Here is a 21,586-nt window from a genome sequence, read left to right as displayed (position 1 = left end):
GAATCTGAAAAAGTAATCTAGTGCGAAAACGCCTCTTGACAGGTTTTAAAGGCAAGAAAGAGAGTAAATAAGTTGTGAAAGTGCCTTTAGAGAGGTTTTAAAGGCAAGAAAGAGAGAAAATTCAGAGAGAAAGTGCCTTTAGAGAGATTCTAGAGGCAAAAAAGAGAGACAATTTAAAGTGAAAGTGCCTTTAGAGAAGTTCTATCAGCAAAACAGAAGATGAATTCAGTGTAATAGTGTCTCTAGAGAGGTTTTGGAGGCAAAACTGGAAAAAAATTCAGTATAAAAGTGTATTTAGAGAGGTTATAAGGTACCAAACAATTTCGCCTTTTCTTAAGAGGAACGAACAAAATTAAAAAGAGGTCCTGGAAAGACGGACTAATATCAATAAGCGGCCAACAAGTCAGTGGCCATATTTAATAACAGGCTTTGTTTGTTGATGGTGCTGTTATTAAGATACATAAGGAGAGGTATTGATACTAGTCACTTGCTCTATCCAAATTTAATATATATGATAAGCAATTAAAATCCGCTTAAAATAAAAAACTAATATTTCTAGCTTCAGATTAAAACTCTTTAAGATCGAATCGGAAGGCGTTCGACCTCCTGCGGGACTAGCGGGACAGATGATACCCCGCAGGCAAAGCCGAGGAGGCTCAACGCCCGCCCCGCGGAGTCGCACGCCTGGAGAGGAGATCAAGCATTTAGCATTTATTAAATAAAAATCCTGAAAAACAACATTACTCATTAACATAGCCAATAAATAAGACATAAAGCTGGAGATAATCCGGCTTTTTAACATGCTTTCTTCCAATAACAAGAAGGGAAAAAGCAAAAAGTGTCGAATCTCTCTTTGAGAGGTGAAGATAATGAACTTAGTCGTATATACAGATGCCAAAAAATTTGATGAAGAGGTACGCCCTCTGCTGTTGAAAAAGGAAGCGGAGAACAACCTTCCAATAGGCTTGCTTGACCAGATCAACGGAGGCCGTTATGAAAATCCATTTTTAGCTGTCATACAAGAAACAGAAACGGTTCAGGCGGTGTTTGTCAGAACTCCTCCCCACTATTTAATTGTCACTGTTCTTGAAGAGGGGAAGACGGAGGAAATAGGTGAAACACTATGGAACTATGCTGAAGAGAAAGGGATTACATTTCCTGGATTTATCGGTAATAAGGAAGCGACAGTTACGCTTGCAGAATTATGGGCAAGGAAGACAAGCACCCCTTACGAAGTGAACATGAGGCAAAGAATTTACCAGCTGGACAAGGTAAATGACTTAGAAATCAGTGAGGGAGACATGGAACTAGCTGGTCTGGACCAGGTTGGTTTAATAGCAGATTGGATATTGGGATTCATCGAAGATACCCCGGAAAATCCAATTCCTAAAGAGGATGCCAGAAAACGGGCAAAGGAAATGATTGAAGAAAATTCGGTTTATCTTTGGAAAGTGGACGGAGTACCAGTTTCGATGGCAAGAAGTGCAAGGAAAACGGACAACGGAGTTACAGTCAATTTTGTGTATACCCCGAGAGAGTACCGGAGAAGGGGATATGCCAGGTCTGTTGTGGCGAAGCTCAGCTCCGTGCTACTTGAAACAAACCAATTCTGTACGCTTTACACGGACCTTGATAACCCAACGTCCAACAAAATTTACATGGAGATCGGGTACAAGCCGGTTTGTGATTCCATGATGATCAATATAGGGTAAAGATAGGCTCCTTCTGACAAATCGGAAGGAACCTGTTTTTGTCTTTAGAAGGATCCTTAACAAAATTTTAAGCCTGTTAAAGCCTTGATAAGAAATCGCTAAAAGTACGTGTACACTTTTTTCAAGAATGTTATTGGAGCTGAAAGAAGATTGAATTCTCTTAGACACAGATACGTTGCTGTTTATTAGGTGTTTGGTAAAATCACCCATAAGGTGTTGTGTAATTTTCGCAATTATCTTATTATTAGTGGTAGATTGTTATATCTCAAAATAAAAAGTGAGGAGGATATTCAATAGTGATTTTGAATAAAATTCCTACTGTTTTCATCCCTGTTGTGGATTTGAAAAAATCGGTTAAATGGTATAGTGAGGTATTCGGCTTTAATCTTGACTTTGAACAGTGGGAACAGATTGACAGTCTCCCTGTTTATACATTTGCCATGGACAGTTCCTATCTCACACTCGATGCCAATATTGCAGCTCAGGGAGAGTTCAAACCTTCTAAATATCCCCTCTGTAATATAGCATGCCAAAGTATATCAGAAGTATGGGACCGGTTTGGACAGCTTGGAGTTGAACGGATAGACAAAATAACCAGTTTTCCTAACCTTTCCTTTTTTAACTTCAAGGATCCGGATGGAAACGTACTTATGATGTGCAGCGAATAAAATCTGATGTTGCAAAAGAACGAAGTAAAAATACTCACCAATACTCTTAGGCGTCTTGTCCGCTGTGCTTCCATCCATCACCCAGCGTGGTACATCATTTTCTCAAAAAAATACCGTGCCCTGGTTCAGTGGAGTGCAGCATTCTAAAAATATTAAAAAATACTTGAAAATTTACAGTGAGTTGCATAAGATAGTAATCAATAATTATTGGCGTTGAAGAGAAGAGTAAATTAATGATGAACCTTACCAGAGAGCTTCGGGAGCTGAAAAGAAGCAAGGGGAAAGTTGATTGAAGATGATCTCTGAGCATTTTATCCGAACCAATTGGCGTAGGGTGAAACGGGACTTGACATCCGTTATCAATGTCACAGTATAAGAATGTCGTTTTTTAGCATTCCGTACTTGATGAGGCTGTTGGCGTGAGCCCTCAGTGAACTAAGGTGGTACCGCGAGTTGAACCCCTCGTCCTTAGATGTCTATACATCTATGGACGAGGGGTTTTTATTTTCCGCATACCATTTTAGGAGGAGAATCACATGAGCATTTTTATTGGAGGGGCATGGCCCTACGCAAATGGATCTTTGCATATCGGACATTTGGCAGCGTTACTGCCAGGTGACATTTTAGCGAGATATTACAGGCTTAAGGGGGAGGATGTGCTGTATGTTTCCGGAAGTGACTGCAACGGCACCCCGATTGAAATACGGGCAAATCAAGAAGGGGTCAAAGTCAATGATATTGCGGACAAATATCATCATGAGTTTCTGGATTGTTTCCAGAAGCTTGGCTTCAGCTTTGACCACTATGGCCGAACAGACTCTTCCCTGCATCACCGGGGTGTTCAGAACATATTTTTGACCTTAATGGAAAATGGGTTTTTATATGAGAAAACAACGGAGGAAACATTTTGTCTTCAATGTGACCGCTTTTTACCAGACCGTTTTGTGGAAGGCGTCTGTCCAAACTGCAGTGAAAAGGCAAGAGGTGACCAATGTGATTGCTGCGGCAGTATTTTGGATCCTGTCGATTTAATAGACAGGACCTGCAAACTTTGTGGAACTCCTCCTTGTTTAAAGGAGACGGCCCATTACTACTTGGCATTGACTGCACTGGAGAACGAGCTGGAAGACTACCTGAATAATAGCAAGGGAAAATGGAGGGAAAATGCTGAAGCGCTGGCAAGACGGTATATCAGCGAAGGCCTTCAGGACAGAGCTGCTACACGTGATATCGGCTCGGGGGTTGATGTTCCGGTTGAAGGATATAATGATAAGAAAATATATGTTTGGATTGAAGCGGTAAGCGGTTATCTGACTGGTTCCATTGAATGGGGTGAAAAGCACGGAAAAGACTGGAGTCAATTCTGGAATGAGGGGGCAGTCTCTTACTATGTTCATGGCAAGGATAATATCCCGTTTCATACAATCATTTGGCCTGCCATCCTAAAAGGGATAAAGAATGACAGCCTTCCTGATTGGATTGTTTCCAGTGAGTACGTTACGTTGGAAAAGAAAAAGATATCAACCAGTAAAGACTGGGCTGTGTGGCTTCCCGATGTGTTGAAAGATTATCATCCGGACACGCTGAGGTACTATTTCAGTGTGAATTACCCTGACAAGAGAGATGCTGATTTTTCCTGGAGAGAGTTTATTTACAAACATAACAGTGAGCTGATAGGGGGTCTGGGAAACTTCATTCAGAGGACAGTAAAGTTTTATGAGAAAGAGTTTGGAGATGGTGCTGTTTTGAAGACCATAGATCCCGGCGTGGTGAGAGAACTAGATTCAGTTTTCAGAGAAACAGGGGAATTGCTTGAGAAAGGGGAATGCCGAAAAGCGGCCAAGAGAGCCTTCGAAATTGTACGATGGGGAAATAAATATTTTGATGAAAAGCAGCCTTGGAAAGTAATCAAGGAAGACCGGCAGCAGGCAAGGCTGATCCTTGAAAGTTGCCTTTATATCGGCATCAACCTTTCTCTTGTGCTTGCGCCGTTCATCCCCTTTACCGCAGAGAAGATTCAGGAACAATTTCAGTTGAATGCTGCTGCCTCATGGAACCCCGTTGTCCTGCCAGTCGAAATAAGGATAGCTGGACAAAAACCGTTATTCACACAAATACCACTGGAGAACATTGAAGTGGAACGGGCGAAACTGGGGTAAAAGGGAAGAAGGAGGAATGATCTTGAAAATCGTCGTTTTAAGTGATACACATATGCCAAACAGGGGAAAAGAACTTCCTCCTGTATTGATAAAAGAATTAAAAAGTGCAGAGCTGATTATACATGCCGGGGATTGGAATACACTTGAAGTTTACGAAGAATTAAAGGAATATGGGCGGGTGGAAGGAGTTTCCGGAAACACGGATGAACAAGCAATCTTAGATGCTTTCCCAAAGAGGCAGGTTCTAAATGTCCAAGGGTATTCCATAGGGGTAGTCCACGGTGATGGGACTGGAAAAACGACTGAAAAACGTGCACTTGAAGCTTTTGAAGAGAATATGGATATCATCATTTTTGGACACTCTCATATTCCCTATACAAGATTCAGTTCAGGGACATTATTATTCAATCCAGGCTCTGCTACGGATAAAAGGAAACACCCCTTTTATTCATTTGGAATCATCGAGCTGGGAAATGAAGTGAAGACACAGCACATATTTTACAAGAATAAGACCGGTTAACTAAAAGGCAGGTGACTAAAGTAACTCTTTGGACGCCTGCCTTTAATGTTTATAAGCCTTCGTACGTATAGTAATCCTGTACCTGATAAGAAACAAAACCCGTGTCTTCATATAATTTTAAAGCATGGGCATTTTTAGCGGCCACTTCCAGGAAGATGCTTCTGCCTGTTTTACTTTCTGTCAAGACTGTTTTAGCCAGCACTTCTCTGCCGACCCCCTTACCTTGGTGGGAAGGATGAACCGCAAAGCCAAAGATATAGCTTTTATTTTCTTCACGCTGGATATGAATCTTACCGACTTTCTCTCCTTTATATTGGATTATAAAACTCGAGCTCGCCTCATCTTTTTGCACTGTATCCATAAACTCTAAGGAGTCATCTTTTTCAACATCAAAGCAAAGAAGGTCCAGCTCAAGAATGAACGGAGTGTCTTCCTGGGTGACTGGTATCAAGTGAATATCCTGGTTAGGCGCATTCAACTGTTTTGGTTCCCATTTCATCTGATATTCTGAAAAAGAATACTGTGCTGATAGTTTTCCGATGAATAGCTTTCCAGATGCTGAAGTACCTGGCACATTTATGAGAAGTTTTTTTATACGGCGTTCCTTTAGGGAAGACACTGATTGTTGAAAAAGTTTTTGGAAAATCCCCTTTTGATGGAAGTCAGGGTGAACCATTCCGCAAAGTTCATAGCTGCTTCCAAATCCATATAAGCCTAAGAACCCGATTAACTTTCCGTCTTCATAATGAAAAAAATCATCCTTACCATGAGTTCGTGACCGAAGCATGTCCTCATTCAGTTTTAATTGATAATCTCCGTGCAATTCGCACACTTTCTGCAGTCCTTCTATGTCTTTCAGCTGCTGGTCGTTAAGCATCCATGACTTCCCCTTCCAAATATACTCTATCTTCTTTCTATTATAGGCTCTTTTCCTATTAAATGGAGGAGTTGTCGAAATGTTTTAAGTATTCTTGTTGATATAGTAAGATAGATTTTGCTAACACGTATTGGAGTCATGGGGGGATGAAATGGAGATATTGTTAATCAGGCATGGCGAGTCAGAAGCGGATATTTTGGAAGTACATGAGGGAAGAGCAGACTTCTCATTGACCGAACGCGGCAGAAAACAGGTGAAGAACATAACAGAACGGGTAAAGAATGATTTTCCCCCTGAATTTATCTGGTGCAGTCCTTTAAAAAGAGCGAGGGAGACAGGAGAAGCTCTTGCCAGAGCAGTGAACTGCCCCATTCAATTCGGTGAAGATCTAATGGAACATAACAATGGGATTCAGGCAGGGGTTCCATTTAAAGAGGCCGAATCGATTAAGATGCCTGTACACCCTCATGAAAGGATTGAACAAGGCGAGTCGGCACTGGAGTTCCGCTTGAGGATTGAAATGGCCTTCTCAAAAATAGTAGCAGAGAGCAAGTTTGAGAGGATTGCCATTGCAGCCCATGGCGGGGTGATCACCAACCTGCTCCGTGCCTTCTTAAAACTTCCAGTGGACCATTCCAGTTGGTTTTTGACAGGTGATACCGGAATTCACTTATTGGAAGTGAGGGAGAACAGCAGGGTCATACATTTTATGAATGATACTTCACATTTAAAATAATTAGGATATAGACAGGGGACGCCTACACGAGTTTATAGGTGTCTCTTTTTTGTGAGGAACGCTTTTATTCATCCCGTCAGTACCTAAAGTAATTGCATCTTTCTAAGGAAATAGTGATTGTCTGGAGTGGAGAACAATCGCTGTTTAAACAAGTTTTGATTTATTATTCCTAGTTCAACATACTCATTGAGTAGACAAGGTTCGACACTCTATGTAACATCAATAAGTCTAATAATCTATGAAAAAATGGTCTTAATTACACTATTATGGATTTGGATAATAGATAGAGTGATGCAAAAGTATTGAAAATTCTATTTGTGCCGGCTTTTCATGTCTGATGAATAGGCTTGCAATCACTAGTAGTTTGAATAGAATGAATATTGTAAGAACCAAAATTGGAGGGAAACATATGCTGAAAAAGTCTTTGGTTATCGGAGCGTTAAGCTTTGCCTTGTGTGCTTCCAGTGCATTTGCAGGATCCATTTCAGGGTCGCCTCAGCAGGCAGGAGAAAAGTACATAGTCGTTTTCAAGAATCAGGACAGCTTGCCGGCTGGGTACAAGGAACTTGTGAAAAATGCAGGTGGACAAGTATCCTATGAGTTGGCAAAAGTGGGAGCGGTTGAAGTATCTTCAAGCAATCCTTCCTTCTTGCAGGAAATCAAAAAGTCTTCTTTAGTCAGCCAAGCGGGAATAGAAAACAAGCTCTATCCAGAAGGCCCGGCCATAGAGGAAGCTTTTACACTGGAGACTACTTCCACTAGTGCAGATCTTTATGATAGTTTGCAATGGGATATCAAACAGGTGACTAACAATGGTGAATCTTGGAAACTTCCTGGAGGAACAGGAAAACCTGTATCCGGTGATGACATAGTTGTAGCTGTGATTGATACAGGGATTGATTACAACCACCCTGACTTAAAAGAAAATTATGCTTATGGCAAATCATTTGTTCCTGGCTACCCTGATGCGATGGACGAAAACAGCCACGGAACTCATGTTGCCGGTTCAATTGCTGCTAAAGGCAGAACTATGGGGATTGGTCCAGACCTAAAAGTTGCTGCATATCGAGTATTCGGACCTTCTGGCGGGGCATCAACGGCTCACATTGCAGCAGCATTGATGACAGCAGCCGATGACAATGTGGATGTAGTGAACATGTCATTGGGCGGCTATGACTGGTTCCAAGATCCCGATTATGCGACAAAAGAAATCGTTGCCGATGTCCTTGTATTTAATAGAGCAATTCAATATGCAATTAAAAATGGAGTGACGGTAGTAGGGTCCGCTGGAAATAATGGCGTAGATTTAAAAAGTCCTGGTCAATTATCCGGCGATAACAAAGGTTCGACACATAGAAGTCCAAGCAGCCAAGGGTTGATTCGTGTATCGGCAGGTGGGAAGCTAAAAAACCTTACATTCTATTCCAACTATGGAGTAGGTAAAATTGATGTCATGGCACCAGGCGGGGATTTAGGTCCTAACTACGATCCTGCCACACGAACTGGCAGAGATGTGAGCTATTTATGTCTAGCCACGATTCCCGGAGGAAAATACGGCTACAAGGGAGGAACATCGATGGCTGCTCCAAAAACGGCTGCTTTAGCTGGAGTCATCATTGCACAGCATGGAAAAGACAAGATTACGCCTGCACAGGTTAAACATATTATTCAAACGTCAGCAGAAGATGTGTTCAAACCCGGGTACGATGGGGAAGCTGGACATGGATTAATCAATGCTGTTAATGCCTTGAAATAATGAGAAAGGTCAGTTCCAATAGAGGAGCTGACCTTTAGTTTTATAGTAGATTCTGTGTAATTAAAACAACTTTTTCAGTACTAATTGGCAGGTAGTAATTAAAGGAGCACCGCCCGCCTCTTAAGAGTTACGCACCTAATTTGAACAACAACATTTTCATACAAAAGCAACTATGTCTACGAAAAAAGCTTTTTTAAAAACCGAACGTAAAACACCGCTCACTCCGTAATACAGACTTTACTCACCTTTCCTCTGAATCCGCTCAATCACATCCTGTAAATCATCAGGCCTTAAAAATTCAATAGGTGACGCGCCCTTTTCAAACTGGACGGAATCCCCCTCAATCAGCAGCATGTATCTGCCATTGACTTTTGCCAAATGAATAGTATCACCAAAGTCAGACAGCATCGCTTTCACGTCTATATGATCAAGCTTCATCTTCAACTCCACTTCAGGGGACTGCTCGATGATTTGGGAAGTCGCTTCCACGACCTGTTCCGTGGTAAAGCGCTCCTGCAGCTCACGCTTAGGACTGACAGACCAGGCTTCCATAGCTGATTCGAATTCGACTCTTTCTTCACTTTGGGGTTCGTAGGATTCTTCAATATGTTCTTGAACCATTCCCATGACCTGGGTGCGCACGATTTCCGGCATGGACTTCTCATACTCTACAAATTTGAGGAAGTCTTCAAAGTAACGGGCATGTGAAGCTTGGTGAATTTTCAGCTCTGCTTCGTCCATCATTCCTTCTTCGGGCATGAATGGGTATTGAATGGACTTCATGTTTTTGGTCGTGATGGCCATCTCAACATTATGAATCAAGGTGGACTCGTCTGTAATCCTGGCGACTTTCGGTTCAAAGTCGCACTTCATGAGAAATAAAAAAGGATCATCAAAATACTTGCGAAGTTTTGCCAAAGCTACAATGAAAACACCGCCCCTTACCGCACTTGCGTCTACATAGGCATTAACAAATTGCATGGATGCTTCTTTGAAGGCATCAATCGATTCAGGGTGGCGTGCCCGGTGAAATAGATTGTAATTGGGGTTAGAATCCAATTCATGCCCCGGTTCCACAATGAAGCGGCCAATCTTAGTCGGTGCTCCCTCGGATTTACTGTGCCTGTCCACTTTTCTTTTGGCAATCTTGGTCAGTTCACCATCAAGGAAGTCCTTTAAAGGATTATTTTCGTATCCTTGCTCATCCAGAGTTTGGAAATGCTTATGTCTTTTATCAACACTTTCGCCTTTACCTTCTACCTCTACTACGTAAAAAGATAAGTACTTAATTTCAAAATCCATTGAATTCATCCTGTTCTTGTAGATTTGCTTTACTCAGTATAGTGAACTGGTTATCTTTCGTCAATGAAGGAGAGAACAGTCGGCTTTGCGTTGTTTGATTGATAGGGTTGCAGGGTATAGGAATGAACACTAAAGTAACAGAAGCAAGAGGATGTGTGCAAAATCGAAACGATAATGAATTTCTTGATGAGTATGGGTATATGGGGGTTGCTTCTTGGAGTATTTTTCGAGGCGGTGTCCCTGCCGTTTCCAGCAGCTCTGTTCATATTGGTATACGGCTATATTCTTAAACCGGACTTGTATGAGATATTTTTTTATGGAATAGCAGTCAGTTTGTTTTACGCACTGGTAAGTTATATACCTTATTGGCTCAGTATTAAATATGAAACTAGTATCCGTAAGAAGTTATCAAGGAAAAAACAGGGGAAATTCGATCGGTGGAATAAGAAATATGGCGACTGGACAATTTCTTTAGGAAGGATCCTTGGTATGGGGTACATTGCTTATCTAGGCGGATTTTGTGGAATTAGGCCATTCCGCTACGGCATGCTTACCTTCATTGGGGTACTGCCAGTTGCATTTACCATGTTTTACTTGGGAAGCATAGGGAACCTTCAGGCACTGGTAGAAAGTTTTCAAAACGTTCAGTGGGGTATAAATGGCTTCCTTTTAACACTGGCGATCAGTTACATTCTGATCAGAGTTTTGCAGAAGAAACCTTTCTTTGTGAGGTCAAAACAGAAAGATAATACTTAATGAAATTTTTAGATATAATAAATTACTCTTCAACACGTTAAAGCACTATAGGGGACAGTCCCTCTTAGTACTTTAACGTGTTAAAATTTGTCCCAAGAGATGTTGTTAACGTATTCCTAGAAAGATATAATGATATTATCAGTAAATTGGCATGAGTCAAAATCAAAGGACGATGGTATGGAGAATAATGTTGAAGAACTGAAGGCGAAGATAAACAAGTTGGAAAGGGAAGTAGAGCTGTACAAGGGAATGATCAATGAGTTTCCTTTTAATTTTACATACAGCAATCCTCTTCAGGGAACAAAGCTGGTCAAAACCAAAGATGGCTTCACTCTCATAGATAGGAGGGGTGACCAGAAAGAATCAACGGGAGCTTCTGGAATAGACATCCCTTTTGAACAAGTGGAACATTTCCTAACCCCTATTTTTGATTTGGTGCACCATCATATTGTTTTTATTAATAGGGAAGGAATTGTCACGCTTTGTAACATCCAGACTGCCGCCGATCTCGGAGTAGATAGGGATCAAGTTGTCGGCAGACATATCAGGGAACTACTCGGCCTTCCAGACTCCAAAATCAATCTGCTTGAAACATTAAAAACAGAAAAACCGATTGTAAACCGTGAAGTTTTAGATAAGAATTATGGAATAAACAACACCCACATCATCAGGGATTCCGACGGTGAGGTACTGAGGGTAGTGGGGACTTTTCAATTTTTGAATGGGATAAAAGAAGCGGAGAAGAGGGGGCTGGCTGGCCGGATTGCTGCTGGCATTGCTCATGAGATCAGGAACCCTTTGACAACTGTAAGAGGATTTCTGCAGGTAATGGACTCTGAGGCGGATGAAGATACAAGCTCTCTGATCAAAAGCTTATTGATCCCGGAGTTAGACAGGGCTAACAAAATCATCACCGATTTTCTCCGCATCGCCAAACCCCTTGAAGCGTCCACGGAGAAACTTGAGATAGAATCATTCATAACAGAATACATCTGCAAGTTTCTTAACAGTGAGGCTTTATTGTACAATATTACCTTCTCTTGCACTATTTCGGAGGAGGCAAAAGGCTGCACCTTTGATGGAAATAAAGAAGAGTTCCTTCAGGTTTTCATCAACCTGTTCAGTAACTCATACCAGGCTAAAGCAGGGCCCCTTGATATTGAGATTGATATCATTAAAAAGGACGCCAATATAGAGATCCATTTTAAAGATAATGGTTCCGGGATCAAACCGTCTATGATTCCGCATGTATTCGATCCTTTCTTCACAACGAAAGATGAGGGAACCGGTTTGGGGCTATCCGTCAGCAAAAAAATCATCGAAAATCATGGCGGCAGCATGACTGTAGCCAGTAATCAAGATGGGACAACGTTTACCATTAGCCTTCCCATTTTGAACTTGTGAATATTTCTTATTAAAGGTCTTGTAAAATAAACGCACCCGTGTTATATTAATTGAGCGATGAGCTGAATTGTGTAAGCCGTGAGACAAGCTTTCGAAGCTAAACATGCGATGTGGCGCATGGTCTCCCGCCTCAATACGCAGGCGCCTGTTTTCGGACAGGCGCCTTTTTATATTTTCTTTTTGAAAAAATTTTGCCGTGCGATCGAGTGGCGAGGTACCTCATTGCGTTACGGATCGCAAAAAGATGCCATGCGTTCAAGGGCCCGGGGTACATCAAACGAAAATCACCTCCCTCGCTCGTCCAGCGGGGTACAAGAAATCCCGAAAAATCATAAATGATGCCTCTCGCTCGTCCAGCGAGGTACACCATTCCTAAAAATACCTCACACAACCAGCTCTAATCCCTTCTCGTTGATTCCTAAGTATAGAGAATTATTATGTTATGGTTTCTAAAACCCTTTCTGTATCAAAATGAAAATGTTACTATTTAAGCATCGATATATGAACATTTGCTCATATACTAAAACAAGGTAAAGAAAGAGGTTGATAAGTTTATGGAGAAGGGCAGGCATGAGTTTTTAGCTGACGACACGGTAGAAAAGGTAGCAAAAACATTTAAGGCACTTTCAGATCCAACTCGTGTGCGCATTTTATATTTACTGACGCAGGAGGAATGTGCAGTCGGACATATTGCCGAGGTGCTCAATTTATCTCAGTCAGCGGTTTCCCATCAATTATCCTTCTTGAAAAATCAAAGATTGGTGAAGGCAAGGAGAGAGGGCCAATCATTCTACTACAGTTATGATGATCGTCATGTAATTGAACTATTGAAGCAGGTTATCAACCATTCACTTCATGAGTAGGAGGTTTTCTTATGCACCATCATCATGGTCACGAACATGATCATCATGCACCTCATCACCATCATCATGGTGATGCCCATTCAAGGGAAGGGAATAGAAAAGGTCTTCTTATTGCCCTGATAATAACGACGGGTATCATGCTGCTCGAATTCTTTGGAGGATTGATTACCAACAGCTTAGCCCTTTTATCTGATTCCGGGCATATGTTAAGTGATGCTGGTTCACTCGCTCTAAGTCTGGCAGCCATGTGGTTTGCGGGGAGGGCGGCGTCAGCAGAAAAAACCTTTGGTTATTACCGGTTTGAAATCCTCGCCGCTTTATTGAATGGGGTCACTTTATTTTTGATTGCCGGATTCATTGTGTATGAAGCTTATGAACGCTTATTCGATCCTCCAATTGTCTCCAGTGGTACCATGATGCTGATTGCGCTAATTGGGCTGATGGCCAACCTGTTGAGTGCTTGGGTGTTGATCAAGAAGGGCGATGTCAAAGACAACGTCAATCTGAGGAGTGCCTATTTACATGTCCTTGGCGATGCATTAGGATCTGTTGGCGCAATTCTTGCCGGGGCGGTCATGCTTATCTTTGATTGGTTCTGGGCTGATCCCGTCATCAGTGTCTTGGTTGCACTACTGATTTTGAAGAGTGCATGGGGCATCATAACTCATACAGTTCATATTTTAATGGAAGGTACACCAGCGGGTATTGATATACAGAGGGTAAGGAATGAATTAGAGAGTATTCCTGGAGTGCGAAATGTTCATGATCTCCATATATGGACGATTACTTCAGGAATGAATTCACTAAGCTGTCATATATTAATAAGAGATGAAGAAGACGATCAGGTTATTTTACAAAAAGCAATTCATTTACTGGAAGAAACGTTTCATATACACCACTCTACCATTCAAGTTGAGCGTTCGTCGCTGTCCCATGGAGAGGTTCATGAATAAATTAAATCCCCTGCCTCCAAGGAAGGGGATTTTTTATAAAGCTTCTTCTAAAGAATGCATCCTATCCACAATTCTTCTTTTGCGGTAAAGGATTGAGCCTGCTTCAGCAATGTCACTTATCATCGCCCTGTTGGTAAAAGCACCAAAAAGAATGCCGGCTACAGGTACCATTTGGAACAGCTTTTTCCAGCCAAATTGGTCCCGGTATGTGTACACAACTTCACGCCAGCCTTGAATCTGAGCCATAACCTCGTTGGAGGATACTTCAGTATCGTAATAGGTTTCGAGGTTATCAAGGATAGCTTTTTTCCCGACGATGTCGGCAGAAGCGAACTGCAGACATTTAATGATGAAGATCCTTTCTTTTTTTTCATTTGGGTCATACCCATGAATTAAAGCAATTTCCTGCAAGGTTTTCAGGGAAATCCCCATCAAGGCGGGAATATCAATAGATAGTGTAAAGAGGCCGCCGACCCCTGTAGTCGCTCCCTGGACAGCAGCTGCTTTCCTTCTGGAATTGCCAAGGTCCTTACTGAGTGCATCCATGTCTTCAAGTTTTAATATAGAAATATCCTCTATACTATTGATGGAATTACCGGTCTTTTTTTCAATTGCCTTAAACATCATTTTCTGTGAAGTTAAATATTTTCCGCCATTTTGAATATAGCTTCCCATTTCATCCAATAACGCTCCGACTTTTTTATGAACAAATTCAGGAGTGATTTTATCCAATAATTTAAAAGGAAGTCTTGTCCACTTTTCCCAAAACCAGGCCTTTTTCTGATCTTCAATCCAAAGGTTAGTTACTTCAAGGGCTGCCTCTAATTCTTGTTTCGTTTCCATATCTTCCTCCTTTATAAGCCACGGAACTTATTATTATCATAAAATACCTGCTGAGATTTGCCAAATCTTAAGAAAGAAGGTGAGAGTATCCTTTTTAATGTTATAATGAAAGAAATGAGAAAGAAGTTTACGGAGAGTGAAGATAACATAATGCGATTTAAGAAAAGTATTCCTAACATGTTTACCTTGGGAAATTTATATTGCGGATTTCTATCCATCGGCTTTGCAGCCAGCGGCGAATTTAAGAATGCCGCTATATTGATTTTGATTGGGATGATGCTTGACAGTATGGACGGCCGCCTGGCAAGAATGCTGAAAGCAGACAGTGTGTTAGGGAAGGAACTGGATTCACTGGCGGATATTGTTACTTTTGGTGTGGCCCCATCTTTCTTGGTTTACTATACATATTTTTATCAATTTGATTTTCTTGGGTTTGCCGTCGCAGGTTTATTTCCCCTGTTTGGCGCTTTCAGGCTTGCAAGATTCAATGTAAGTTCTGACAAAACAGGCTTGAGTTATTTCATTGGGGTGCCCATAACGGCAGCCGGGGGAATATTGGCATTGCTGACTCTATTCGGCAACTATATCCCGAGTATATTAACGACGGTTGTATTCACGGCACTCTGCTTTTTAATGGTGAGCAGAATCCGTATTCCTAGCTTAAAAGATATACCGCTTCCGAAGTATGGAACAATTGTCACTGTATTCCTGGGCTGTTTGCTATTTGTCATATACAGGGGGACCTATGAACAATTTCCATATTTAATTTATGTTGCAGCACCATTATACATTGCTTATCTATCATACAGATTTGTAAAAGGGAAAAGTAGAAAAGAATAAGATCTCGCTGAAACCGCCGTTAATAGGCGGTTTGTTTTTTTTAAGTGGAATTTGAGTTTTAAGGTGATATCCCCAGGAATATGAATCAGGTGAATTTATCGAAAAGTGTGGTAAGTCGCGTTCTTAAGACCATGAACGTGAGAAAGTCAGGGGTAAAGTGCCTTGAGGGAAATTCTCAAGGACAAAAACGAATTAAAATCGCTGAGAAAGTGCCTTGAGGGAAATTCTCAAGGACAAAAACGAATTAAAATCGCTGAGAAAGTGCCTTGAGGGGAGTTCTCAAGGACAAAAACGAATCAATATCGTGTAGAAAATGTCTTGAGGGAAGCTCTCAAGGACAAAAACCAATCAAAACCACTGAGAAAGTGCCTTGAGGGATGGTCTCAAGGACAAGAATAAATCAAAATCAGCGAAAAATTGCCTTGAAGGAAGGTCTCAAGACATGACCAAGGTAAATTTACATGAAAAGTGTCTTGAGGAGAGTTTTCAAGGACATACAATGAGGCAAGATCAATGGAAACATGTCTTGAGAGGATTCTTAAGAACAGGAATTAGTCAAGGCCCCAGCACAGGTTCGGCTTCCAAATACCTAAGTAGCAGAGTAATATAGCCAATAATCTTGGCAACACGAATGATGAATGAGCTAGAACGGTATACTATTTTATATTTTCTGATTTCCCTATTTTGGTTGCATATATAAGTGGATTATTATATATTTATGTAGGAATTTGAGATGGAGGTGCAGGGATGGTTGATTCACTAATTGGAATGGAAAAAGCTTCGTCACTACTTAAGCTACTAGGCGATAAAACTAGATTAACGATCGTAAAATTACTGGAAGCGAATGACTGCTGTGTTTGTGAGTTTGTAGAAATTTTCAAGATGAGCCAGCCTTCGATAAGCCAGCATTTACGAAAACTAAAGGATGCTGGAATTGTAAAAGAGGCGAGGAGAGGGCAGTGGATTATCTATTCTTTAAATAAGGACAGTGAAGATTACCATTTTATGAAAGCGTTACTGTCACACCTTCCAGACCAAGAATTTAAGATTAAAGAATTAGAACAGCAGGGATTGCGCATCTCTTGTGAGTAATTGGAGGTATGACACTTGGTTTCAACTTTATTAGCAACGGCAATTTTCTTGCTGACCCTGACGTTGGTCATTTCGCAGCCAAAAGGATTGTCAATCGGCTGGTCGGCTTGTGGAGGAGCGCTGCTTGCCCTGATCGCAGGAGTAGTTGATTTTAATGATGTTATAGATGTAACCGGAATTGTCTGGAATGCGACACTTGCGTTTATCGCAATCATCATTATTTCACTCATACTTGACGAGATTGGCTTCTTTGAATGGTCGGCACTTCATATGGCTAGAGCCGCGAAAGGTAACGGCGTGAAGATGTTTATTTATGTAACCATTCTCGGAGCACTCGTTGCCGCCTTTTTCGCCAACGATGGAGCCGCACTTATTTTGACTCCAATCGTACTGGCAATGGTCAGGAATTTGAACTTTAATGAAAAAATGGTATTTCCGTTCATTATCGCCAGTGGATTTATTGCGGATACAACTTCTTTGCCGCTCGTAGTCAGCAATCTTGTCAATATTGTTTCAGCTGACTTTTTTGGAATCGGGTTTGTAGAGTATGCATCCAGAATGATCGTTCCAAACTTGTTCTCTTTATTGGCGAGTATCATCGTCCTTTACCTATTCTTTCGTAAAAGCATACCCAAAAACTATGACATGTCAGTGTTAAAAGAACCGAAAGAAGCCATTAAAGATTACAAAATGTTTAAATTGTCTTGGGTAGTGCTGGGTGTTTTGCTAGTCGGTTACTTTGCAAGTGAATTCATCGAAATAAATGAGGGAATGACGCTTCCCGTCTCTTTCATTGCAGGGATAGTGGCGATATTCTTCCTCATAATGGCCCGAAGAAGTTCAGCAGTAAATACAAAGACAGTAATTAAGGGAGCTCCTTGGGCAATCGTATTTTTCTCCATCGGAATGTATGTGGTCGTATACGGCCTGCGAAATGCGGGGCTGACCGATGTTCTGGCAGATGTCATTCAGGCAGCTGCAGATCAAGGTCTGTTTACAGCGACGATCAGCATGGGATTCATTGCAGCGATTCTTTCTTCCGTGATGAACAATATGCCGACTGTCATGATCGATGCTTTGGCGATAGCGGATACGAATACGACAGGAACTATTAGAGAAGCCTTAATATATGCCAATGTGATCGGTTCAGATCTGGGACCAAAGATTACACCTATAGGATCTTTGGCAACTTTATTATGGCTGCATGTCCTTTCGCTCAAAGGTGTGAAAATTTCGTGGGGGACCTACTTTAAAACAGGTATCATCTTAACGATACCGACATTATTCATTACACTTGTTGGTCTTTATATATGGTTACTTATTATCTAAAAAACACAGAAAAAAGGAGATATACACATGTCTAAAAAAACAATCTACTTCTTATGTACGGGGAATTCCTGCAGAAGCCAAATGGCGGAAGGCTGGGGGAAGAAATACCTTGGTGATGAGTGGGATGTGAAAAGCGCAGGGATTGAAGCGCATGGATTGAATCCAAATGCAGTGAAAGCGATGAAAGAAGCAGGAGTGGACATTTCTGATCAAACTTCTGATATCATCGATCCTGAAATTTTGAACAATGCCGAATTGCTTGTAACACTATGCGGCCATGCGGCAGACAATTGCCCTGTAACGCCTCCACATATCAAAAGAGTTCATTGGGGCTTTGATGATCCGGCTAAAGCAGAAGGAACAGAAGAAGAAAAGTGGGCATTCTTTACACGTGTCCGCGATGAAATCGGTGACCGGATCAAGCGATTCGCTGAAACGGGAGAATAAGAAAAAGGGGCCAAGAGGATAACTCTTGGCTCCTTTTTTGAGTAGTCATCAATCAATAGGGTTCAATACAGAATAAGCAGTTAAAAATTCTGTATAGGTCTTTTTTCCATATACCTCTTGATTGCCTCTGAAAAAGAGATCGAAGGCAATCTCTTTTGCCTGCTCTGCTGAACAGCCTCTGGAATTCATGATAAGGGATAAATAAGAAATAAAATACTCCTTGCTTAAAGTACCTCCATGATTAACCGTCATTTTAAGCCTCCTTTTATTCACCAGCTTTGCTGTCCTACTCACATTAAGTAAAAGGCGAATCCTGAAATGGTAGACATCCCTATGACAGAGAGCACGAAGATGATGACCAGATCTTTTTTGAAAATTGACTTCAGAAGAATCACCTCTGGCAAGCTCGCTCCAGCAGAACTAATCATCATGGCCATAACGGGACCAAGCGCCATCCCTTTCATAATGAGTACTTGAGAAATGGGAATCATGCTTGAAAGCCGGATATAAAGAGGAATTCCGACTATCGCTGCTATTGGAATCAGCCACCATTGATCACCACCGAAGAGATAAGATACCGTCTCTGTGGGTACCATTCCATGAATACCGGCTCCAATAGCTGCGCCAATTAGCAGATAGGGAAGAACACTTTTTATTAAGCTCCATGTTTCGTTAAGAGCCAATTGAATATTGAATTTTTTCTCGGATTCTTCATAACCGGTCATCACCACATTTTTAACCGACCTCTCCAATCCCAGTCTCTCAAGCATAAATCCAATGACAATTGAAAGCACAGAGGTGATGAGTGTATAAATAATTGTCACTTTCCAACCTAGAACGACTCCCATAATCGTTAAGATAGTAGGATCCAATACAGGAGAGGAGAAAAGAAAAATCATTACAATTCCGAAAGGCATCTTTTTCTTCAGCATATTTACAACAATGGGGATAGTGGAGCATGAGCAGAAAGGAGTAATGAAGGCAAATAGAACAGCAGCCAGTGCAGCAAGGGCTTTATTATTACCTGTAAGCCTTCTTTCAATTTTTTCATAAGGGATTAATCCCTGTAAAAAGTTGATTAGAAAAGAAATGACGATGAATAATAGGGTTAATTCCAAAGCAATGGACAAAAAGCTTTTCAAAGTTTCCATTAACATAAATATTCCTCCTTTTATTAATCAAATAAAATTGATTTATTAATCTTGAAAAAACTGCTGGTATTAGCAGCAGTTCTATCGGAACAGACAACAAAGCTCTTCAGATAATAGATGATTGATTTCTTCAGGATTTAAGTTGTAATAACTCCAAGTTCCTCTTGTTTCCTTGGTAATGATATTTGCGTCTAATAGGATTTTTAAGTGATACGAGAGCTTTGATTGGCTCATGTCCATCAATGGTGCCAAGTCACAGACGCACATCTCACCTTTTTCCGTAAGGATATTCATGATGTGAAGCCTTTTTTTATCAGCAATGGCTTTGAATTTTGCTTCATACCTTTCAAAAATTCGGTCCTTGGAAACATCTTTTAGATTAAACTCTGTACTCATGCTATTCACCTTCTTAATATCAAAATTTCTTGATGTATTCATCATAATGCCAAAATTTTCTTTAGTCAATTCATTAAAACAACTTTTTTTGATTAATCGGTTGTAAAGGTGCGCCTGTGGTAATATAATACAATTATAAATCAAAAAAAATTGATTTATATAATTTTAAAAATTCAATGAAAAGGAGATGGGTTCAATGAATTTCATTAAAAAGTTAATTGGAAGAAAAAGCAATGAGGCTTCAGGTTGCTGCAGAATAGAGATTACAGAAGAAGAGAGCCCGAAAGCAAACTCTTTTTGCTGCCGGACGGATGATCAGGAGAGCTGCTAACGTCCCGAAAGGAAGAGGAGCGTGTAACGTAAGCATTGTGGCCATCATCACGCTGGTTGGGTTAAAGTGGGAAGCAACACCTTTACAAATGTCACTAATCATTTTAAGCCTTGCGCTGCCTATGGCTCTACTAGGGCCGGTGTCTGGGGCTGCTGGCCGGATGGAGAGAAAAACCTTAATGATGGTCTCTGATATCGTACGAGGGATCCTCATTCTTTTGCTTACTCTTGCAGTAATGTTTGGATGGTCTATGCCTGCCTTTTCTCCAGAGGTATTTTTCTTCGGTTTTTGTTCCAGCTAAGAAGAACAGACTGCTTTGTTAATCAGTTCCCTGCGGTGGGCACTGGGATTGAAAGAAGATTAAAAGAGGAGTCGTGTAATAGGATCATCTCAACAGTCCTCGTTCAAAGGCAGCTAAATGGTTTTGTGATGCATTCCTCAATTGTGTGAAAACAATCCGGACATCTGCAGGAAGGTTGTAGTTTAAAAACTTTTCATACATAGCAATATTGTCAATCTCTCCCTGGACTCCTCTCGCATAAGCATCCTTTATCGTCTGCGGGACAGTGGCATATATTCTTGAAGTATCAGGAGGAAAGGGAACACTATAGTTTAGAAAAAGAGGCTGCAATGCTGCTTTATGCCAAAGCTCTGCCTGCTTGATCTTTGAAAATGTCCTGACTTCTCCAAACTTCTGATAAATAAGAGTGTATCTCGTTTGAGCAAGATATTCATCCTGCATGGCATAATTCAGCATTTGGGGGAGGGTGAGGGAGGCAGCCTCCAGGGCGCCCTTTGCCCCGTAAGGAACTGATTGCCGATGGGAACTGCCAGAAACTGAGGCAGTAAGGAAATACAAAAACCACACAGCATGATTTTGTTCCTCCGCTGCAGCTCGTTGAAAAACGCGCTTGATGGTTAGATCGTCAGCTTTATCTGCAATTTCTAAATAAAAATCAACCGTATCCTGTTCATCTTTAAAAGCTGCCTGTAACCCTTTCTTATATTGTGCCGGGCAATCTTCCGTAACTTTGGGAGCCGGCTTTGTTCCAGTTAAGCTTTTAAAGATTTTAATAAATTCTTTAAAATGCCGCTTTTCGTCTTGTTGAATTTCGAGTATTTGTTCTTTCTCTTCCAGTGTCTTAGCTTTCTTGCTTAATTCTTCATAACATAAGATTGCACTGTATTCACCATTAATTGCACGTTGGATGTCTTTAGCGAGGTCATTCTTTATCCGGTTAGAGTCAGTCAAATAGGGTGGGTCAAAATAGAAGTACATAGGAGCCTCCTTTTTCGGTACGTCACCTGTATTTTATGTATTTTGGCAGCCTGGGGTGCCTGGTGGTAGTCAGTGATATAAGAAGGGTTTAGGAGAGTCCTATCCAAGTTGCGAAATGCTTAATGTTAAAGTGGATATTCTTCAAGGATGTGTTTAAAAAATGGAGTTTGAA

General features: G+C 41.1%; 23 protein-coding genes and 1 other annotated feature. Of the genes, 16 read left to right on the top strand and 7 right to left on the bottom strand.

The genetic code is table 11. The features are described 5' to 3' along the window. The first annotated feature begins 869 nt into the window (after nt 1-869). From V1502_RS12715 to V1502_RS12700, 4 genes are all read left to right on the top strand, one after another. Nucleotides 870-1,712, top strand: coding sequence for a GNAT family N-acetyltransferase (locus V1502_RS12715; protein ID WP_409251019.1), 843 nt, complete (start codon nt 870-872; stop codon nt 1,710-1,712). A 296-nt stretch (nt 1,713-2,008) separates the two neighbouring features. Further along, on the top strand, nt 2,009-2,380 hold the full coding sequence (locus V1502_RS12710) for a VOC family protein (protein ID WP_409251018.1): 372 nt from the start codon (nt 2,009-2,011) through the stop codon (nt 2,378-2,380). 204 nt (nt 2,381-2,584) lie between these two features. Further along, nucleotides 2,585-2,853: a binding site (T-box leader), on the top strand. 63 nt (nt 2,854-2,916) lie between these two features. After that, the gene (gene metG, locus V1502_RS12705; protein WP_409251017.1) at nt 2,917-4,539 is read left to right on the top strand and encodes a methionine--tRNA ligase; all 1,623 of its coding nucleotides are present in this window, start codon (nt 2,917-2,919) and stop codon (nt 4,537-4,539) included. Nucleotides 4,540-4,555: 16 nt separating this feature from the next. Then, the gene (locus tag V1502_RS12700; RefSeq protein ID WP_409251016.1) at nt 4,556-5,059 is read left to right on the top strand and encodes a metallophosphoesterase family protein; all 504 of its coding nucleotides are present in this window, start codon (nt 4,556-4,558) and stop codon (nt 5,057-5,059) included. Nucleotides 5,060-5,108: 49 nt separating this feature from the next. On the opposite strand, the gene V1502_RS12695 is transcribed toward V1502_RS12700, so the two are convergent. Next, entirely contained in the window at nt 5,109-5,936 is an 828-nt protein-coding gene (locus tag V1502_RS12695; RefSeq protein WP_409251015.1) for a GNAT family N-acetyltransferase, read from the bottom strand. Nucleotides 5,937-6,087: 151 nt separating this feature from the next. Here V1502_RS12695 and V1502_RS12690 point away from each other — a divergent pair, with 151 nt between their 5' ends. Together V1502_RS12690 and V1502_RS12685 are read left to right on the top strand one after the other, a co-directional pair. Continuing rightward, nucleotides 6,088-6,672: a histidine phosphatase family protein gene (locus V1502_RS12690; protein ID WP_409251014.1), complete on the top strand. Its 585-nt coding sequence runs from the start codon at nt 6,088-6,090 to the stop codon at nt 6,670-6,672. A gap of 409 nt (nt 6,673-7,081) precedes the next feature. Next, nucleotides 7,082-8,428, top strand: a complete 1,347-nt coding sequence (locus tag V1502_RS12685) for a S8 family peptidase (protein ID WP_409251013.1) — start codon at nt 7,082-7,084, stop codon at nt 8,426-8,428. Between the two features lie 237 nt (nt 8,429-8,665). On the opposite strand, the gene V1502_RS12680 is transcribed toward V1502_RS12685, so the two are convergent. Further along, a complete protein-coding gene (locus tag V1502_RS12680; RefSeq protein ID WP_409251012.1) occupies nt 8,666-9,730 on the bottom strand; it encodes a DUF3900 domain-containing protein in 1,065 nt (354 codons plus the stop codon). A gap of 153 nt (nt 9,731-9,883) precedes the next feature. On the opposite strand from V1502_RS12680, the gene V1502_RS12675 reads away from it, so the two are divergent. From V1502_RS12675 to V1502_RS12660, 4 genes are all read left to right on the top strand, one after another. Further along, entirely contained in the window at nt 9,884-10,486 is a 603-nt protein-coding gene (locus V1502_RS12675; RefSeq protein WP_409251011.1) for a DedA family protein, read from the top strand. A gap of 177 nt (nt 10,487-10,663) precedes the next feature. Then, nucleotides 10,664-11,890 (top strand): two-component system sensor histidine kinase NtrB, encoded by a 1,227-nt coding sequence (locus V1502_RS12670; RefSeq protein ID WP_409251010.1) that lies wholly within the window; start codon nt 10,664-10,666, stop codon nt 11,888-11,890. Nucleotides 11,891-12,444: 554 nt separating this feature from the next. Continuing rightward, nucleotides 12,445-12,753 (top strand): ArsR/SmtB family transcription factor, encoded by a 309-nt coding sequence (locus tag V1502_RS12665; protein ID WP_409251009.1) that lies wholly within the window; start codon nt 12,445-12,447, stop codon nt 12,751-12,753. Nucleotides 12,754-12,764: 11 nt separating this feature from the next. Continuing rightward, nucleotides 12,765-13,706, top strand: a complete 942-nt coding sequence (locus V1502_RS12660) for a cation diffusion facilitator family transporter (RefSeq protein ID WP_409251008.1) — start codon at nt 12,765-12,767, stop codon at nt 13,704-13,706. A 33-nt stretch (nt 13,707-13,739) separates the two neighbouring features. Here V1502_RS12660 and V1502_RS12655 read toward each other — a convergent pair whose 3' ends face one another. Further along, the gene (locus tag V1502_RS12655; RefSeq protein ID WP_409251007.1) at nt 13,740-14,549 is read right to left on the bottom strand and encodes an EcsC family protein; all 810 of its coding nucleotides are present in this window, start codon (nt 14,547-14,549) and stop codon (nt 13,740-13,742) included. 150 nt (nt 14,550-14,699) lie between these two features. On the opposite strand from V1502_RS12655, the gene pssA reads away from it, so the two are divergent. The 4 genes from pssA (at nt 14,700) to arsC (ending at nt 18,257) form a co-directional block, all read left to right on the top strand. Next, nucleotides 14,700-15,389: a CDP-diacylglycerol--serine O-phosphatidyltransferase gene (gene pssA / locus V1502_RS12650; RefSeq protein ID WP_409251006.1), complete on the top strand. Its 690-nt coding sequence runs from the start codon at nt 14,700-14,702 to the stop codon at nt 15,387-15,389. Between the two features lie 747 nt (nt 15,390-16,136). Continuing rightward, complete coding sequence (locus tag V1502_RS12645; protein WP_409251005.1) at nt 16,137-16,481, top strand: ArsR/SmtB family transcription factor; 345 nt, start codon at nt 16,137-16,139, stop codon at nt 16,479-16,481. A gap of 15 nt (nt 16,482-16,496) precedes the next feature. Continuing rightward, entirely contained in the window at nt 16,497-17,810 is a 1,314-nt protein-coding gene (locus V1502_RS12640; RefSeq protein WP_409251004.1) for an arsenic transporter, read from the top strand. Between the two features lie 27 nt (nt 17,811-17,837). Next, nucleotides 17,838-18,257, top strand: coding sequence for an arsenate reductase (thioredoxin) (gene arsC, locus V1502_RS12635; RefSeq protein ID WP_409251003.1), 420 nt, complete (start codon nt 17,838-17,840; stop codon nt 18,255-18,257). 48 nt (nt 18,258-18,305) lie between these two features. Here arsC and V1502_RS12630 read toward each other — a convergent pair whose 3' ends face one another. The 3 genes from V1502_RS12630 to V1502_RS12620 all read right to left on the bottom strand — a co-directional run bounded on the left by V1502_RS12630 (nt 18,306) and on the right by V1502_RS12620 (nt 19,804). Beyond that, the gene (locus tag V1502_RS12630) at nt 18,306-18,509 is read right to left on the bottom strand and encodes a hypothetical protein (protein ID WP_409251002.1); all 204 of its coding nucleotides are present in this window, start codon (nt 18,507-18,509) and stop codon (nt 18,306-18,308) included. Nucleotides 18,510-18,547: 38 nt separating this feature from the next. Next, on the bottom strand, nt 18,548-19,414 hold the full coding sequence (locus tag V1502_RS12625) for a permease (protein WP_409251001.1): 867 nt from the start codon (nt 19,412-19,414) through the stop codon (nt 18,548-18,550). A 75-nt stretch (nt 19,415-19,489) separates the two neighbouring features. Further along, nucleotides 19,490-19,804 carry an ArsR/SmtB family transcription factor gene (locus V1502_RS12620; protein WP_409251000.1) on the bottom strand — a complete coding sequence of 105 codons (315 nt, stop codon included), beginning with the start codon at nt 19,802-19,804 and terminating at the stop codon, nt 19,490-19,492. A gap of 196 nt (nt 19,805-20,000) precedes the next feature. On the opposite strand from V1502_RS12620, the gene V1502_RS12615 reads away from it, so the two are divergent. Both V1502_RS12615 and V1502_RS12610 read left to right on the top strand, forming a co-directional pair. Further along, nucleotides 20,001-20,135, top strand: coding sequence for a hypothetical protein (locus V1502_RS12615; protein ID WP_409250999.1), 135 nt, complete (start codon nt 20,001-20,003; stop codon nt 20,133-20,135). Then, nucleotides 20,116-20,436 (top strand): hypothetical protein, encoded by a 321-nt coding sequence (locus tag V1502_RS12610; protein ID WP_409250998.1) that lies wholly within the window; start codon nt 20,116-20,118, stop codon nt 20,434-20,436. The genes V1502_RS12615 and V1502_RS12610 overlap by 20 nt, the downstream gene beginning before the upstream one ends. Before the next feature lie 84 nt (nt 20,437-20,520). Here V1502_RS12610 and V1502_RS12605 read toward each other — a convergent pair whose 3' ends face one another. Then, nucleotides 20,521-21,414, bottom strand: a complete 894-nt coding sequence (locus V1502_RS12605) for a ferritin family protein (protein ID WP_409250997.1) — start codon at nt 21,412-21,414, stop codon at nt 20,521-20,523. Nucleotides 21,415-21,586: the final 172 nt, after the last annotated feature.

Origin of the sequence: Rossellomorea sedimentorum, assembly GCF_046237645.1 — a bacterium.
Lineage (GTDB): Bacteria > Bacillota > Bacilli > Bacillales > Bacillaceae_B > Rossellomorea > Rossellomorea sedimentorum.
Note: the sequence above shows the minus strand (reverse complement) of the source record. Positions and strands in the feature narration are given on the sequence as shown.

Coding starts and splice junctions, on each gene's coding strand:
- V1502_RS12695 (WP_409251015.1), bottom strand. CDS start 5,936: ATGCTTAACGACCAGCAGCTGAAAGACATAGAAGGACTGCAGAAAGTG.
- V1502_RS12645 (WP_409251005.1), top strand. CDS start 16,137: ATGGTTGATTCACTAATTGGAATGGAAAAAGCTTCGTCACTACTTAAG.
- V1502_RS12690 (WP_409251014.1), top strand. CDS start 6,088: ATGGAGATATTGTTAATCAGGCATGGCGAGTCAGAAGCGGATATTTTG.
- V1502_RS12670 (WP_409251010.1), top strand. CDS start 10,664: ATGGAGAATAATGTTGAAGAACTGAAGGCGAAGATAAACAAGTTGGAA.
- V1502_RS12610 (WP_409250998.1), top strand. CDS start 20,116: ATGATCAGGAGAGCTGCTAACGTCCCGAAAGGAAGAGGAGCGTGTAAC.
- metG (WP_409251017.1), top strand. CDS start 2,917: ATGAGCATTTTTATTGGAGGGGCATGGCCCTACGCAAATGGATCTTTG.
- pssA (WP_409251006.1), top strand. CDS start 14,700: ATGCGATTTAAGAAAAGTATTCCTAACATGTTTACCTTGGGAAATTTA.
- V1502_RS12615 (WP_409250999.1), top strand. CDS start 20,001: ATGAATTTCATTAAAAAGTTAATTGGAAGAAAAAGCAATGAGGCTTCA.
- V1502_RS12625 (WP_409251001.1), bottom strand. CDS start 19,414: ATGTTAATGGAAACTTTGAAAAGCTTTTTGTCCATTGCTTTGGAATTA.
- arsC (WP_409251003.1), top strand. CDS start 17,838: ATGTCTAAAAAAACAATCTACTTCTTATGTACGGGGAATTCCTGCAGA.
- V1502_RS12655 (WP_409251007.1), bottom strand. CDS start 14,549: ATGGAAACGAAACAAGAATTAGAGGCAGCCCTTGAAGTAACTAACCTT.
- V1502_RS12715 (WP_409251019.1), top strand. CDS start 870: ATGAACTTAGTCGTATATACAGATGCCAAAAAATTTGATGAAGAGGTA.
- V1502_RS12660 (WP_409251008.1), top strand. CDS start 12,765: ATGCACCATCATCATGGTCACGAACATGATCATCATGCACCTCATCAC.
- V1502_RS12680 (WP_409251012.1), bottom strand. CDS start 9,730: ATGGATTTTGAAATTAAGTACTTATCTTTTTACGTAGTAGAGGTAGAA.
- V1502_RS12620 (WP_409251000.1), bottom strand. CDS start 19,804: ATGAGTACAGAGTTTAATCTAAAAGATGTTTCCAAGGACCGAATTTTT.
- V1502_RS12665 (WP_409251009.1), top strand. CDS start 12,445: ATGGAGAAGGGCAGGCATGAGTTTTTAGCTGACGACACGGTAGAAAAG.
- V1502_RS12685 (WP_409251013.1), top strand. CDS start 7,082: ATGCTGAAAAAGTCTTTGGTTATCGGAGCGTTAAGCTTTGCCTTGTGT.
- V1502_RS12700 (WP_409251016.1), top strand. CDS start 4,556: ATGATCTTGAAAATCGTCGTTTTAAGTGATACACATATGCCAAACAGG.
- V1502_RS12605 (WP_409250997.1), bottom strand. CDS start 21,414: ATGTACTTCTATTTTGACCCACCCTATTTGACTGACTCTAACCGGATA.
- V1502_RS12630 (WP_409251002.1), bottom strand. CDS start 18,509: ATGACGGTTAATCATGGAGGTACTTTAAGCAAGGAGTATTTTATTTCT.